The 14,845-nt window shown below is 66.9% G+C and carries 12 protein-coding genes; 9 read left to right on the top strand and 3 right to left on the bottom strand.

Going from position 1 to position 14,845, the window contains the following annotated elements; translation table 11 throughout:
• Positions 1-2 precede the first annotated feature (2 nt).
• Positions 3-386, top strand: coding sequence for a DUF3040 domain-containing protein (locus BJY26_RS16505; protein WP_179429268.1), 384 nt, complete (start codon positions 3-5; stop codon positions 384-386).
• Here the strand turns inward: BJY26_RS16505 and BJY26_RS16500 are convergent.
• From BJY26_RS16500 to BJY26_RS16490, 3 genes are read right to left on the bottom strand one after another with little or no spacing between them, the layout of a single operon-like run.
• Positions 334-2,589 carry a transglutaminase TgpA family protein gene (locus BJY26_RS16500; RefSeq protein ID WP_179429267.1) on the bottom strand — a complete coding sequence of 752 codons (2,256 nt, stop codon included), beginning with the start codon at positions 2,587-2,589 and terminating at the stop codon, positions 334-336. The two genes, BJY26_RS16505 and BJY26_RS16500, sit on opposite strands and share 53 nt — an antisense overlap.
• On the bottom strand, positions 2,586-3,782 hold the full coding sequence (locus BJY26_RS16495) for a DUF58 domain-containing protein (RefSeq protein WP_179429266.1): 1,197 nt from the start codon (positions 3,780-3,782) through the stop codon (positions 2,586-2,588). Before BJY26_RS16495 ends, BJY26_RS16500 begins: the two co-directional genes overlap by 4 nt.
• Before the next feature lie 8 nt (positions 3,783-3,790).
• Entirely contained in the window at positions 3,791-4,813 is a 1,023-nt protein-coding gene (locus tag BJY26_RS16490; RefSeq protein ID WP_218852471.1) for an AAA family ATPase, read from the bottom strand.
• A gap of 370 nt (positions 4,814-5,183) precedes the next feature.
• Between BJY26_RS16490 and mraZ the strand changes: the two genes are divergently transcribed.
• From mraZ to murD, 8 genes are all read left to right on the top strand, one after another.
• Complete coding sequence (mraZ, locus tag BJY26_RS16485) at positions 5,184-5,615, top strand: division/cell wall cluster transcriptional repressor MraZ (RefSeq protein WP_179429265.1); 432 nt, start codon at positions 5,184-5,186, stop codon at positions 5,613-5,615.
• Between the two features lie 272 nt (positions 5,616-5,887).
• Positions 5,888-6,874, top strand: a complete 987-nt coding sequence (gene rsmH, locus BJY26_RS16480) for a 16S rRNA (cytosine(1402)-N(4))-methyltransferase RsmH (RefSeq protein ID WP_179429264.1) — start codon at positions 5,888-5,890, stop codon at positions 6,872-6,874.
• Positions 6,871-7,485, top strand: a complete 615-nt coding sequence (gene ftsL / locus BJY26_RS16475; RefSeq protein ID WP_179429263.1) for a cell division protein FtsL — start codon at positions 6,871-6,873, stop codon at positions 7,483-7,485. The genes rsmH and ftsL overlap by 4 nt, the downstream gene beginning before the upstream one ends.
• Positions 7,482-9,254, top strand: a complete 1,773-nt coding sequence (locus BJY26_RS16470; protein WP_179429262.1) for a peptidoglycan D,D-transpeptidase FtsI family protein — start codon at positions 7,482-7,484, stop codon at positions 9,252-9,254. Before ftsL ends, BJY26_RS16470 begins: the two co-directional genes overlap by 4 nt.
• The gene (locus BJY26_RS16465) at positions 9,254-10,810 is read left to right on the top strand and encodes a UDP-N-acetylmuramoyl-L-alanyl-D-glutamate--2,6-diaminopimelate ligase (RefSeq protein WP_237249123.1); all 1,557 of its coding nucleotides are present in this window, start codon (positions 9,254-9,256) and stop codon (positions 10,808-10,810) included. The genes BJY26_RS16470 and BJY26_RS16465 overlap by 1 nt, the downstream gene beginning before the upstream one ends.
• Positions 10,811-10,824: 14 nt before the next feature.
• The gene (locus BJY26_RS16460) at positions 10,825-12,273 is read left to right on the top strand and encodes a UDP-N-acetylmuramoyl-tripeptide--D-alanyl-D-alanine ligase (protein ID WP_179429261.1); all 1,449 of its coding nucleotides are present in this window, start codon (positions 10,825-10,827) and stop codon (positions 12,271-12,273) included.
• The gene (gene mraY, locus BJY26_RS16455) at positions 12,270-13,355 is read left to right on the top strand and encodes a phospho-N-acetylmuramoyl-pentapeptide-transferase (RefSeq protein WP_179429260.1); all 1,086 of its coding nucleotides are present in this window, start codon (positions 12,270-12,272) and stop codon (positions 13,353-13,355) included. Before BJY26_RS16460 ends, mraY begins: the two co-directional genes overlap by 4 nt.
• Positions 13,337-14,845 (top strand): UDP-N-acetylmuramoyl-L-alanine--D-glutamate ligase, encoded by a 1,509-nt coding sequence (gene murD, locus BJY26_RS16450; protein ID WP_179429259.1) that lies wholly within the window; start codon positions 13,337-13,339, stop codon positions 14,843-14,845. Before mraY ends, murD begins: the two co-directional genes overlap by 19 nt.

Genomic DNA, 14,845 nt, shown 5'->3' with positions numbered 1-14,845 from the left:
CGGTGCCACTCTCAGAGCATGAGCAGCGTCTACTTGAGCAGCTTGAAGAGCAGTTGCGTAGCGAGGACCCGAAATTCGCGTCCACCATGCACTCGGCCACCAGCGCGCACATGGGGCCGCGGCGGCTGACTTTGGGCATCCTGGCCGTCGTCGTCGGGCTGGTGATAGTGCTCGTCTTCGGTCTGTCGATGAAGATCATCGCGCTTGGCGTCGTCGGCTTCATCGTGATGCTGGGCGGAGCCGCGTGGGCGTTCATCCCGCGCAAATCGAAGTCGGTCGGAAACTCATCGGGCGGGGGCTCGCAGCCGCATTCGCCATCGCAGGGTTCGGACTTCATGACGAAGCTCGAGCAGCGTTGGGATCGCCGTCGCGATTCCCGCGGCTGACCGTCTCGGGCCACACTCCCCGGAACGCGCTACGCGGAAAGTTCCGGACGACGAGTCGTCGCCGCATGCCGGCGCCGGCACCGATGTCTCGCACGACACGGGCGCTCGCAGCCCGCGCCGACCCCGCCGACTCGCCGGCACCCGGCCCGTATCGTTCGTCCTCCACGGCCCGTTGCAGCACCGTGATGTCCTCGCTGCTCCGCGGCGCGATTTCGGATAGCCGTGCGGCGACCTGCCGCGGGGTCAGCGCCGTGTCCGACGCCGACGTCACGGCCACGTACGAATAGTCCATCATTTCCGTCAGTACGGTCCGCCATGCGGCGTCCGCCGGCGAACCGGCCCGTGCGCGCATCACCGTCAGCCGTCCGGCCTTGAGCAGTCGAGGAGCAATCAGCACGAGCACGAGAAGCAATGCCGTCAGTGCGCCGAGAACGTACGGGGTCATCGGGGCGGCTTGAGGCTGGGCATGGTGGTCGTCGTGCGGGGTAGCGGACGGCGTCGGCACCTGTCCGGGGATCCGGCGCGGCTGGGATTCGGCCGTCACTCGGGGGTCCGGCACCTCGTCGGTGTTGCGGATGCCCAGCGACGTGACGGGGGCGGCGGACGTCGTCCAATTCGGTGCCGACCCGGTGCGCGCGGCGGGAGTCGGCTCGAACCGGATCCAGCCGATCCCGTTGAAATAGAGCTCGGGCCACGCGTGCGCGTCCGAGAGCGTCACCGCCCAGCTGCCGTCCTTTTGCTTGGTGCCGGGCAGGAATCCGACTGCCACTCGGGACGGTATTCCCGCCACGCGCGCCATGATTGCCATGGCCGACGCGAACTGCACGCAATATCCCGACTTCTTTTTCAAAAATGCGGCAAGCGCGTCATTGCCGCCGTCCTTCGGCGCCTTCAGCGTGTACGTGAATCGATCGCTGCGCAGGTACCGTTGCAATGCTGCGGCGATCTCGTACTTGTTGGTACGGTTGCCGGCGACTTTGTGGGCGGTTTTGCGCACTATCGACGGCAACGACCGCGGCACGTTGAGTGCGGCCGACCGGGCGTCGGCGCTCTGACCGGCCGCGTTCAACTGGGCGGGCGTCGGCGTGAGCTTCAAATACGTGACCGAATACGTGCTGCCGGGCCTCGTTGGTTCGCGTCCCGCGATCGCCAAGGTGTCGGGGTCGTAGATCCAGTTGTCGCCGGCGACCGTTTTGACGGCCGGATACGGGGTCGGCAGGAAATCCTGATGCAGCGTGCGCACCGTGACGTGCATCGACCGGTACCGGGTTTGCACGTCGGAGCCGAGTCCCGGGGGATTCGGCAGCCCGTCGTCGGCACGGTGCCGGGCCTTCAGATCGACGGTGCCGGGCGACCAGACCTTGCCGTTGAACCGAGTATCGGCCATGATGCGCAGCGGCGGGGGAGTCTTGTCCTTGGTCCGATACGTGAGCACTGTCGGGTTGCCGTGTCGTACCAGATCGCGCCGCAGATCCAGGAACGGGTTGATCACCGTGCGGTTTCCCAGCCCGCGCTGGTAGATGTCCAGCGGTGCGCCGTCCGGCTGCGGCAACGGCACGAACGCAGCAAGGAGGACGGCGCATGCCCCGACGGCGGTCGTCCGCCAGAGAATCCGCGACGCCGCTCGAGTCCGTACTGCCAATCCGACTATCACGACGAGCAGATATCCGAGCGCCGCCGGAATGAATTGCGCCGCCGTGACGCCGTCGGGATAGAACGTGGCAACAACCGTGTACACGGCCAGCAACGGCAGCCCGGTTAACGACGGCATTCGCAGATCCTGACACGCGATATCGGCCGCGACCGCTACGACGGCGAGCCAGACCAGCACTATCAACTGCAGTCCGTCGGATGCCGTGGTGGGGGCCTGCGACTGGGCGATATCCGTCATCCCGGATTGCCATTGAACGGCCAAGTCCCGGGCGGCGCGGGGCGTCGGAAGAAAACCGAGGGCCGCATGCGTGCCGCCGGACACCGCGCAGATCGTGAGCGCTGCGGCCATGGCGGCGGCCGCGGCCGGTACGAACCTGGGAAGGTGCATCACCGGCATCCGGGCAAGTGTCGCAGTCGCCGTGATCACGATGATGAGCGTGAACGTGTCGGCCATCCAGGCGGGCCCGGTGAACAGTGCGCGAATACTGAGCGCAGCGAGAAATACCGCCAAACCCGTCAGCGCGCTCATCCAATACGGCAGCTGTTTCATCGGGCCTGCCGAACTGTCCCGGCCCCGCGCACCAGCCGCGACCATGCGTCGACCACGGACGTTGCCTGCGGGTCCACTGCGATCGCCGCAAACCGGTTCTCGGCAAGCGGTCCGAGCAGATCGGCCTGCTGGCACACGGCCAGGCGCGCGGCGTCAGTGGTTGCCGTCAGCGCGCACAACCTCTCGGTGCTGCGCGCATTCGAACCGGCCACGGCCACGACGATGCCGGCGCCGATCGGCTCCCCGGACGCCGGGGAGAGACTCCGGACGAGTTCGACCCCGGCAAAGGCGTCCAGACATCCGTCGAGCGCGGCGCCGGGCTGCAATACGGCCGGCAGATGCGCCGCCGGTCCGCCGTGCGTGAGCAGGTCGACATCGTAGCCGGCCCGCAGCAGGGACCACGCGGCCGCGGCTGCGGCGCAGACCGCCCATTCGAAGTATTTCCGCCGCGGGTAGCTCGCTTCGTAGTTGTCCAGCACGATGATTGCGGACGGCGCATCCGAACCGCTTTCGTGGCGCACCATCAACTCGCCGTGACGGGCGGTCGACCCCCAATGGACGAATCGGATGTCGTCGCCGCGCTCATAGGCGCGGGTGGTGAAATCGCGCACTTCGAATCCGTGCCGAATACTGCGGGAATCGACCCCCGTGCGCTCGCCGGCATCGCCGGTCAATCGAGGAATGTCGAAGATCCGCGGACCGACGCAGACGCGCGTGACGGGACGGCACGGAGTGGACCGGCGAGCCAGACCGAACACGCCCTGACGTTCCACGGCGAACGGCCCGACGTTGTGCCGTCCGCGTGCGGCCGGGCGGCACGGCAGCCCGAATTCGGCCGCTTCGCCCGGCGCCAACTGCGGGACCCGGACCGACCGGGCACCGCCCAGCGACTCCGCAGCGTCAACGCGCAGCGACGCCGGCGACGACGTGCCCGAGCCGTCGTTGACGACGGCGAACCGCAATGGCGACGGCCGACCTTCCTCGGGCGTCGCCGCACCCTGGGCACCGTCGAACCGCACATGCGCGATGCGTAGCCGCCGGCGCGTGCCGCCGACGGACAGCAGCGAGAACACCGGCAACGCGACAAGGAGAATGCCGACGGCGCGCAGCGGCGGGATATTCATGAAATACGCGCACCCCAGGGCCGCGGCTCCGGCGCCGAGAAAAATCATTCCATTGGTCGTCAGCCGCATGGCCGCTCCTAATGGACCGGAAGCGTGGACACGATGTCCTCCAACAGCGATGCCGGCGTTTCGCCGCCGAAAGTCAACGCCGGCTTGGCGATCAAGCGGTGGGTCAGCACGGACGTTGCCAGCGCCTTCACGTCGTCAGGCAGCACGTAACCACGACCCTGCATGGCGGCGCGCGCCATTGACGCCTTGAGCAGGTGCAGGCCCGATCGCGGCGACGCCCCCAGCGTGAACTTGCCCGGATCACGAGTCTCGGCAAGGAGCCGCACTATGTAGTCCTTCAACTCGTCGCTGGCCCGGACGTGCCGCACCGCTTCGACGGCCGCCAGCACGTCGTCGGCCGAGCAGGTCGGCTCGAGCCCGGCAAGCGGATCGGTCCGCGCATGCGTGGTGAGCATGGTGATTTCATCGCTCGGCGCGGGATAGCCGATCGAGATCCTGGCCATGAACCTGTCCCGTTGCGCTTCCGGCAGGGGATACGTGCCTTCCATGTCGACGGGGTTCTGCGTGGCGACCACCATGAACGGCGGGCTCAGCTCGTATGTTTCACCATCGACGCTGGCCTGCCGTTCGGCCATGGATTCCAAAAGCGCCGACTGCGTCTTGGGGGAGGCCCGATTGATTTCATCGCCGATCACGATGTTGGCGAAGATCGGGCCGCGCCGGAACCGGAACGTCTTGCTCTGCGTATCGAACACGTTGACGCCTATCACGTCCGAGGGCAGCAGATCGGGGGTGAACTGGATGCGGCGCGAGACCCCGCCCACCACGGCCGACAGGCATTTGGCCAGCAAGGTCTTGCCGACACCGGGCACGTCCTCGACCAACAGGTGCCCCTCGGCCAGCAACACCGTCCACGCCAGCTCGATCGCCTCGGGCTTGCCGTCGAGCACCTCGCTCATGGCCGTCATGGCACGGCCGGCCAGCTCGGCCACACCCTCCGCGCCGTCCCGTGCCTCTGCATCGGCCCGCGCGGCCTTGCCGTCTCGCGCGGCGGTGCGCGCTCGCGGAGCGGCGTCCCTGGCAAGCGTCATTAAAAGATCTCCATCGACTCTTTTCATGCCCTTGGCTGCCCGCCGGAAATCCCGCGGACATGTGTCCGACGACACATGTCCTAGCCTACCGCCGCCAAGAGACTCCACTTCCCTCCACGGCCGAACCCGTTCGGGCCGAAAAGCGGCGCCATGAGCGTCCGGACGGCGCGCGGGCGCCGTCGGTGCCGCCGGCCGGACCCCCGGACGGCGTCCGCTCGGCGAGCGGCCGGTCAATAGCCTCCCACTTTCCACCACGGCCCTGACCTTGGGTTTTGCTGCAATTTCGGTGCCGAAACACGTGGGAATTGCACGATGGTGGGGGAAAGTGGAGTATTGTGGGAGCAATCGGAGTTGAAAGGAGGGGAAGCCGATGTTCTTGGGCACGCATTACCAACGCCTGGACGACAAGGGTCGGCTGCTCCTCCCGGCCAAATTCCGCGACAAGCTTGCTGCCGGTCTCGTCGTCACGCGCGGCCAGGATCACTGCGTCTACATGTACGACATGGAAGAGTTCCTGCGGTTGCACGAGGCCGTGGCCAAGGCCCCGGCCGGCTCGGCCGACACGCGCGATTACACGCGCGCCTTCTTTTCCGCGGCGGACGACATCATCCCGGACAAACAGGGCCGGATCACGATGCCGCAGCTATTGCGCAAATACGCGAGCCTCGACCGCGACGTCGCAGTCGTCGGCGTCGGCAACCGCATCGAGATCTGGGACACGCCCACCTGGGAGCAGGTCTCGGCCGGAACCGAGGCGAAGTTCGCGGACCAGCAAAGCGAGGTGATCCCCGGGATCTTTTAACCGGCCGGCACCGGCTCCGACCGTGCGAGCCGCGCCCCGTGCGATGAGACCTCCCGCCGTCCCCACCACCCGTTCCTGACGTACTTCCCCGGCGCCAGGCACACCGATTCACCTGACACCACTTCCCCGGCGGCAGGCGAATGGCGGTGACGGAGGGGGATCTGATCTCACGGACCACCCGGACGGATCGCCGCAAACCACCAGCACAACCAACCAGCACCACCGACCAGCACCAGCCAATATCGCCACCGAACGGACGGGAAAGGAGCCAGATGTCGCCGCAGGCCGCCAGCAGCAAGCACGTCCCCGTACTGCTGGAACGCTGCATCGAGCTGCTCCGCCCGGCTTTCGACGCGGACGCGTCCACAGCAGCCGACTATCCGCGGTATCTCATCGATGCCACCCTCGGGATGGCCGGTCACGCGGAAGCCGTACTGACGAACTTTCCGTCGGCGCGGCTCGTGGGCATCGATCGCGACCCGGAAGCGCTCCAGCTGGCGGGGGAGCGGCTTGCGCAATTCGCGGACCGCTTCACGAGTGTCCACGGCGTCTACGACGAAATCCCGGAGATCGTTGCCGAGCTGGACGTGCCCCGCGTGCACGGCGTGCTGTTCGACCTGGGCGTCTCATCGCTGCAGCTGGATGAAACGGATCGAGGGTTTGCGTATTCGTTCGATGCGCCGCTGGACATGCGGATGGACTCCGGAGATACGCGCACTGCCGCCGATGTCGTGAACACCTATCCGGTGGCCGACTTGACGAGGATCTTCAAGGACTACGGCGAAGAACGGTTCGCCGTGCGCATTGCCAGGGCCATCGACGCCCGACGCGGATCCGAGCCGTTCACCCGGTCCGCCGACCTGGTCGACACGATTCGCGGCGCGCTGCCGGCCGCGGCCCGGCATGCTCCCGGCCATCCGGGCAAGCGCGTGTTCCAAGCGTTGCGCATCGAAGTCAACGGCGAACTCGACGTGCTCCGACGGGCCATCCCGGCCGCGCTCGACGCGCTGGCACCGTCCGGCCGGATCGTCGTGCTTTCGTACCACTCGCTCGAGGACCGGATCGTCAAACGAGCCCTTGCGGACGTGACGGCCGACAAGACGCCAATCGACTTGCCGGAGCTGCTGCCCGGCGACTCGCCAACCTTCCGATTGCTCGTTCGCGGCAGCGAACAAGCAACGGACGACGAAATTGCAGTCAATCCGCGCGCGAAATCGGTCCGGTTGCGTGCCGCGGAACGTATCAGGGAGGTCGCATGAGCGCGCCCGCACTAACCCGAGTCTCACGGTATGTCGCTCCCGTCTCACGGTATGTGTCGCCGGCGATTCCCAGGCTCCGGCTGGTCGTCGCTCCGACGCGCCGACGGCGAATGCCGTTCGCCTTACTCTGCATGGGCGTCCTGGCGCTCGGCCTGATCGCCGTGCTGCTGGTGAACATCAACTTGTCGCACGCGAGCTACACGATCTCGAGCCTGACGCAAAAGCAACAGCAACTCCAGGACCGCAAACAGGAGTTGTCCGAGGATCTCTCGTACCGCAAGAGCCCGCAAAATCTGGCCAGTGAGGCCGGACAACTCGGCATGGTGCCGCAGCGAGCTCCCGTCTTCCTGATGCTCGACGACGGTCGCGTCGTCAACGGCAAGACCAAGCAGGTGCTTCCCAAGAGCGCGACAACGCGCATCCCGGGCCCGCGAGCCGACAGCCGGGACGCCGTGCGGCCCAATTTGCGCCAAGGCACCACGCTGAAGCCCATTGGAGGCGTGAAAGCGCACCCCAAGAAAGATAAGATCGACTCGGCCGGTCAGCACGCCGCGAAAAAGCCGGCCATGAGAGCACCCGCACAAAGGACACCGACGGATCATAATCGATGAGTAAGCGCCGCACACGCATCCGAGTGGGACGGGCCAACCTCCGCATGAAGTGGGCGTTGGCGGTGGTGCTGGTGGTCATGCTGGTCCTTGCCGGCCGGATCGTGCAGATCCAAGGCCTCGACGCGCCGACGCTTGCCGCTGCGGCCCTCAAACAACGGTTGAGCACCCAAACGCTGCACGCCGGCCGCGGCGACATCTTGACCTCGGACGGCACGGCGCTGGCACAGAACGTGACTCGCTACACGCTGGTTGTCGACCAGACGCAGGTCGGCGAATATTACAAAGGCGACAAGAAGGTCGGGGCCGAGGGCGCGGCCGCCGATATCGCCAAGGCCCTGCACACGACGAAGGCGGCTATCCTGCCGAGCCTGCAGGGCGACCGCCGCTGGAACGTCATCGTCAAGGGATTGTCGACCGAAGCCTGGCGGCGCGTCCAAGACCTCGGCATCCCGGGGATCGCCGCCGAGCCGCATTACCGGCGGTCGTATCCGGACGGCGCCGTTGCCGGCAACCTCGTCGGCTTCGTCGGCAGCGACGGCACCCCGCTGGCCGGGATGGAACTCGAATACAACAAACTGCTGTCCGGGAAGAACGGCTTCAAACAGTACGAGCGCGGCCGCGACGGTTCCGTCATCCCGCTCGGCGAGCAGAACACCAAGCAGCCGGTCGACGGCACCTCGCTGAATCTCACCATCAACTCGGACATTCAATACTTCGCCCAGCAGCAGATCGCGGCGCAAGTGAAAAAGATGGACGCCGAATGGGGCACCGTCGTCGTCATGCGTCCGACCGGCGAGATCTTGGCATTGGCCGATTCGCCCGGCGTCGACCCGAACAATCCGGGCGCCTCGCCGGCCAATGCTCGCGGATCGCGGGCGCTGTCCGACGTCTTCGAACCCGGATCCGTGGCAAAGGTCATCACGGCGGCCGGTCTGCTGCAAGAACACAAGGTCACGCCGTACACGCACTTCACCATTCCCGGCCTGTACACGACGCCGAACGGCGAGAAGTTCAAGGACGCCGAACAGCACGGGACCGAACAGCTGACGTTTGCCGGAATCTTGGCGAAGTCGTCCAATATCGGCGTCGTCAAAGCCGGATCGAGGCTGACGAAGAAGCAGCGATACGACTACCTGAGGAAGTTCGGCATCGGACAATCGACGGGGATCCAATTCCCCGGAACCAGCAGCGGCATCTTGCACAAGGCAAATCAGTGGGACGGGCGTACCCAGTACGCAGTCCTGTTCGGGCAGGGCCTGGCCGCCACCAGCGTGCAGACGGCGTCCGCGTTCGCCACGCTTGCCAACGACGGCGTCCGCGCCCAGCCCCGGCTCCTGCAGTCCACCACGGCCCCGGACGGCACGACGACCGAGAACACGCCGGCGCCGGCCACGCGGGCCATCAGTTCGAGCAATGCCAAGAAGGTCATCCGCATGATGGCCGGCGTCGTCCAAGACGGCACCGGCACTGCCGCACAAGTACCCGGCTACCAGGTGGCGGGCAAGACCGGCACGGCCCAGGCGCCGGCCGAGAACGGCAACGGCTATGACGGCTACACTGCGTCGTTCATCGGCATGGCGCCGGCCAACAATCCACAACTCGTCGTTGCCGTGACCCTGCAACGACCCAAGAACAACATCTACGGCGGCCCGACTGCCGGCCCCGTGTTCGCCAAGACCATGTCGTTCGCCTTGGGCCAATGCAAGATTCCGCCGGCCAAGACGAAGGTGAAGCCGTACCCCGAGACCTGGGAGAGGGGGAACGACTAGTGCCCGGCATCACCGTGGCCGACCTCGTACGAGGCGTGACCCCCGCTGATCCGGGAATGAACCCGCAAGGGCGCGACGTGCGCGTGACCGGGCCGGACGACGTCGCGGTCACCGGCGCCACCCTCGACTCGCGCCGCGTTCGCCCCGGCGACCTGTATGCGGCGCTTCCGGGCTTCAACGTGCACGGAGCCGATTTCGCCGGCTCGGCTCTGGAAGCCGGAGCGGCGGCCATCCTGACCGATCCGGACGGAGTGGATCGGATCGGGCCGGCCTCAGTGCCGATAGTGATCTCGGACAACCCGCGGGCGATTTTGGGCGAGCTGAGCGCGTCAATCTACGGCACCGCCGGATCCGCTCCAATCCTGTTCGGCGTGACGGGCACCAACGGCAAGACGACGTCCACCTACATTCTTGACGCGCTGCTGCGCGACGTCGGATATCGCACCGGCCTGATCGGCACCATTGAAACCCGCATTGCCGGCAAAGCCGTGGCAAGCGCCCGGACGACGCCCGAATCACCGGATCTGCACCGGCTGCTCGCCGAAATGCGCGCGTCCGGGGTCAGCGCCTGCAGCATGGAGGTCTCCTCGCACGCGCTGGCGCTGCATCGAGTCGACGGTGCCCGGTTCGACGTCGTCGGATTCACCAACTTGAGTCAAGATCACCTGGACTTCCACGACACCATGGAGGACTACTTCCAGGCCAAGGCCCTTCTCTTCGATCCGGTTCGAGCCGGCCGCGGCGCCATTGTCGTGGACGACGCGTGGGGCGCCCGGTTGGCGCGCGAGACGACACTTCCGGTTGTCACGATTTCATCGACTCCGCGGCCCGGTGGTGACGTGGACTACTGGATCGAGGAGGTCGACGGGCCCCGATTCACGCTTGTGCACCGCGGAGGCGAGCGCATGCGCACGTCGTCGCCCATCGCCGGCGACTTCAACGTGACGAACACGGCGCTGGCCCTCGTCATGCTGCTCGAGGGCGGCGTGAGCCGGACCACGCTGGCCGAGCTGACTCCGCAAGTGGCGGTGCCGGGCAGGATGGAGATCGTCTCGGACGCCAATCCGCGCGTCGTCGTCGACTTTGCCCACACGCCCGAGTCGATTGCGCGGGCCCTCGGTGCCCTCCGCGCCGAACAAGAGTCGCTCGGGTCCGACGGCAGTCGGCTGATAGCCGTATTCGGCGCCGGGGGAGACCGGGATCGCGCCAAGCGCCGCGATATGGGCAAGTCGGCAGTGCTCGGCGCCGATGTGGCGATTATCACCGACGACAATCCGCGCAGCGAGGATCCGGCGGCCATTCGCGCTGAAATCCGCGCCGGCGCGGACGACGCGCTCGCGCAGCATCCGGGCACGCAGATCATCGAAGTGGCCGGCCGGAAGTCAGCAATCGCGCGGGCTGTCGGGCTTGCGGGAGCTCGGGACGTCGTGCTGGTCGCCGGCAAGGGCCACGAACCCGGACAGCAGATCGGAGACACTGTGCACCCGTTCGACGACCGCGAAGAAGTTCGCCGCGCCTTGGCCGCGTTGCCCGGCACCGACCGGCCCGACAGGTAGAGTTCCTTAACGAGATGAAGGAATTTTCAGTAGTCGAGATATCCACCGCACTGGACGGAACGATGGTCGCCGTCGAACCGGAAATGCGCGTAGGCGGACCCGTCGTGACCGATTCACGAGAAATCACCGAGGGGTCGATATTCGTGGCCCGCCGCGGCGAAAGCCTGGACGGTCACGATTTCGCAATCTCCGCAATCGATGCCGGTGCCGCGCTCGTGATCGGCGAGCACGAGGTGTCCGGCCCGGCCGGGCGCATCCCCATGATCGTCGTGGACGACGCAACAGTCGGCCTTGCCGCTTTGGCCCAGCTCAACCTCACGTCGCTGCGCTCCGAGGGCGATCTGCAGGTCGTGGCAATCACCGGTTCGGCCGGCAAGACGACCGTGAAGGATCTGACCGCAAGCCTGCTGGCCGGCAGCGGAGAGACGATCGCCCCCTACAACTCGTACAACGGCGAGGTCGGCGCACCGCTCACGGCGCTCCGAGCCGATACCGGCACCCGCTTCCTGGTGCTGGAAATGGGCGCCCGGCACCGCGGCAACCTCAAGTACCTCACCGACTACATGCGCCCGGACATCTCGGTGGTGCTGAACGTCGGCTCGGCCCACAGCGGCGTCTTCGGCGGCCCCGAGGCCATTGCCGCCACCAAGGGCGAGCTCGTCGATGCGCTCGAGCCGGGCGGCACGGCCATCTTGAACTACGACGACGACCGCGTGCGGGCCATGGCCTCGCGTGCCCGGGAAGGCGTGTCGATAGTCTGGTTCACCAGCGACGACAAAGCAGTGGCCACCGGTCCGACGGTGACCGGCTCGTCCATCGCCACCGACGCGAACGGCCGCAGCTCGTTCGACTTGACGTTGCCCGGCGAAGAATCGGTCCCCGTCACGCTGTCGTTGCTGGGCGAACACCACGTACCCAATGCGCTGGCCGCCGCTGCCATCGCCTGGAAATTCGGAATCGAGCCCAAATCGATCCCCGTGGTGCTGTCCACGGCGTCCGCGGCAAGCCGCTGGCGGATGGAACTCATCGACGCCCCGGGCGGATACTCGGTGCTCAATGACGCGTACAACGCCAACCCCGAATCGATGCGCGCCGCCTTGAAGACTCTTGCCGTCATGGGCCGCGGCGACGACGAGACGCCGGCGCGCCGCACCTGGGCCGTGCTGGGGGAGATGCTCGAACTGGGCGACGACTCGGTCGCGGCGCACGACTCCATCGGACGGCTCGTCGTCCGGCTCAACATCTCCAAGCTCATCGCCGTCGGCGAGGGCGCGCGCGCCATCTACCAGGCTGCCGCTCACGAAGGCTCGTGGGGCGACGAAGCAGCGTGGGTGCCCGATATCGAATCGGCCCACGCACTCTTGGAAGAAGGACTGCGCCCCGGCGACCTGGTGCTGTTCAAATCGTCGCGCGACGCCGGCCTTCGCTATCTGGGCGATGAGATCGCAGGCGTGGTTTCGTGATCGCCGTCCTGATCGCGGCGGCCCTCGGGCTGCTGTTCTCGCTGGTCGGCACGCCGTTTTATATTCGGTTCCTCGTGCGGCGCGGCTACGGACAGTTCATCCGCGACGACGGTCCGACTTCGCACCACACGAAACGGGGCACGCCGACCATGGGCGGCGTCGTCATCATCCTGGCCACCCTGGTGGCGTATTTCATCGCCCATCTCACCACCTGGTCGGCCCCGACGGCGTCCGGCTTCCTCGTGCTGTTCCTGATGGCCGGCCTCGGATTCGTCGGCTTCCTCGACGACTTCATCAAGATCTCCAAACAGCGTAGCCTCGGCCTGCGCTCGGTGCCCAAACTGATCGGCCAAGCGGTCGTGGGCATCACCTTTGCCGTGCTGGCGCTGCAGTTCCCGAACTCCGCGTTCCGCCGACCGGCCTCCGAAAAAATCTCCTTCATCCGCGACACTCCCATCGACCTCGGGTTCGCCGGCGCAATAGTCGGCCTGATCCTCTTCGTGATCTGGGCCAACTTGATAGTGACGGCCGTGAGCAACGGGGTGAATCTGACCGACGGTCTCGACGGCCTGGCCACCGGCGCCACCGTGATGGTGCTGGGGGCGTACGTGCTCATCGGCACCTGGCAGTCGAACCAGTCGTGCCAGCTGATCGCCCACGCCGGGCAGAAATGCTACGAAGTGCGCGATCCGCGGGATCTGGCTCTCGTCGCGGCAGCCGTCATGGGCGCGGCGTTCGGCTTCCTCTGGTGGAACACGTCGCCGGCCAAGATCTTCATGGGCGACACCGGTTCGCTGGCGCTCGGCGGCACGCTTGCCGGACTGGCGATCCTCAGCCGCACCGAGCTGCTGCTCATCGTGCTGGGCGGACTGTTCGTCGTGATCACACTCAGCGTGATCATCCAAGTCGGCTCGTTCAAGATGACGGGTAAACGGGTGTTCTTGATGGCACCGCTGCAACATCACTTCGAGCTCAAGGGCTGGGCCGAAGTGACTATCGTTGTGCGCTTTTGGATCATTTGCGGCCTCTTCGTGGCGCTCGGCCTCGGCATGTTCTACGCCGAATGGGTAGTCGGACTTTGACGCCGGCCGAGCGCATCACGGGTCCCGGCAGCGACCTGTCCGGCCTCACCGTCGTCGTGGCCGGCCTCGGCGTTCAAGGGCTCCCGGTCGCGCTGCACCTGGCCGAGCGGGGCGCGTCGGTCATCGCCTCCGACGCTCGCCCGGCCGATCGCCTGGACGAGCGCGTGCAGCTGCTCGAGGTGTGGGACGCGGACCTGCGTCTGGGCGCGGATCTCGGCCCGGACGACGTCGACCTGACCGGCGTGGACCTGGTGGTCCCGACCGCCGGCATGCGTCCTTCGCGTCCGCTGCTGCAGGCGGCCGCGGACGCCGGGGTGCCGGTGTGGGGCGAAGTCGAGATCGCCTGGCGCATCCGCGACGACTCCAGCGCGCCCTGGCTGGCGGTCACGGGCACCAACGGCAAGACCACCGTCAATACGCTGTGCACCGCCATCTTGAACGCCGGCGGCGTGCACGCCGTCGCGGCCGGCAACGTCGGCAGATCACTTGTCGAAGCGGTACTCGACGACGCGCCGGACGTGCTGGTTGTCGAACTGTCCAGTTTCCAGCTGCATCGCACCCTCACCATGGAGCCAATGGCCGCCGCGTGCCTCAACGTGGCACCGGACCACCTCGACTGGCACGGATCCATGGACGCTTACGTCGCCGACAAGGCGCGGATCTATGCCCGCACCGAACGGGCCTGCATCTACAACACGGCGGACGACGTCACCCGGCGCATGGTCGAAGAGGCGGACGTGGCCGAGGGCGCCCGCGCCATCGGGGTCGGCCTCGGCGTGCCGGGCCCGTCGGAATTCGGCGTCGTCGACGGCGTCCTGTGCGACAGGGCGTTCGTACCGAACCGGTATGCGGCCGCCGCCGGGCTGGCGGAGCTCGCCGACGTCTCGACGGCCTCCGGCCTTCCGGCCGATTCACCGCCGCCGGATCATCAAGTGTTCAACGTGTTGGCCGCCGCCGCGCTTGCCCGCGCCTATGGCGTCCGGCCCGACGCGGTCGCCGCAGCGCTGGCCGAGGCGACGCCGGGAGCCCATCGCATCCACACCGTGACGACCGTGGGCGGCGTGCGCTGGATCGACGATTCGAAAGCAACGAATCCGCACGCGGCCGCGGCCGCGCTGTCGGCATTTGACTCGATAGTGTGGATCGCCGGCGGGCTCGCCAAGGGCGCAGCGTACGACGATCTCGTCACCTCATGCGCCGGCCGGTTACGCGCGGTGGTGGTGATCGGCACCGACAGCTCGGAGCTGAAGGCGGCGTTGGCACGACACGCGCCGCAGGTACCGGTAATCGCCGTTGAAAACCGGGAGACTGGAAAGGATGGACTTGAGCGAGGGGAGTCGGTGATGCGTCAAGCAGTCGCGTCGGCATCGGAAGCCGCCGAACCCGGCGACGTCGTCCTCTTGGCGCCCGCTGCCGCATCGATGGACCAGTTCCCGTCGTACGCCGAGCGCGGCGATCTGTTTGCGCGATTCGCCCTCGGTGGTGCCTGA

Origin of the sequence: Spelaeicoccus albus (assembly GCF_013409065.1) — a bacterium.
Lineage (GTDB): Bacteria > Actinomycetota > Actinomycetes > Actinomycetales > Brevibacteriaceae > Spelaeicoccus > Spelaeicoccus albus.
This window is presented reverse-complemented; position numbering and strand designations above follow the sequence as displayed.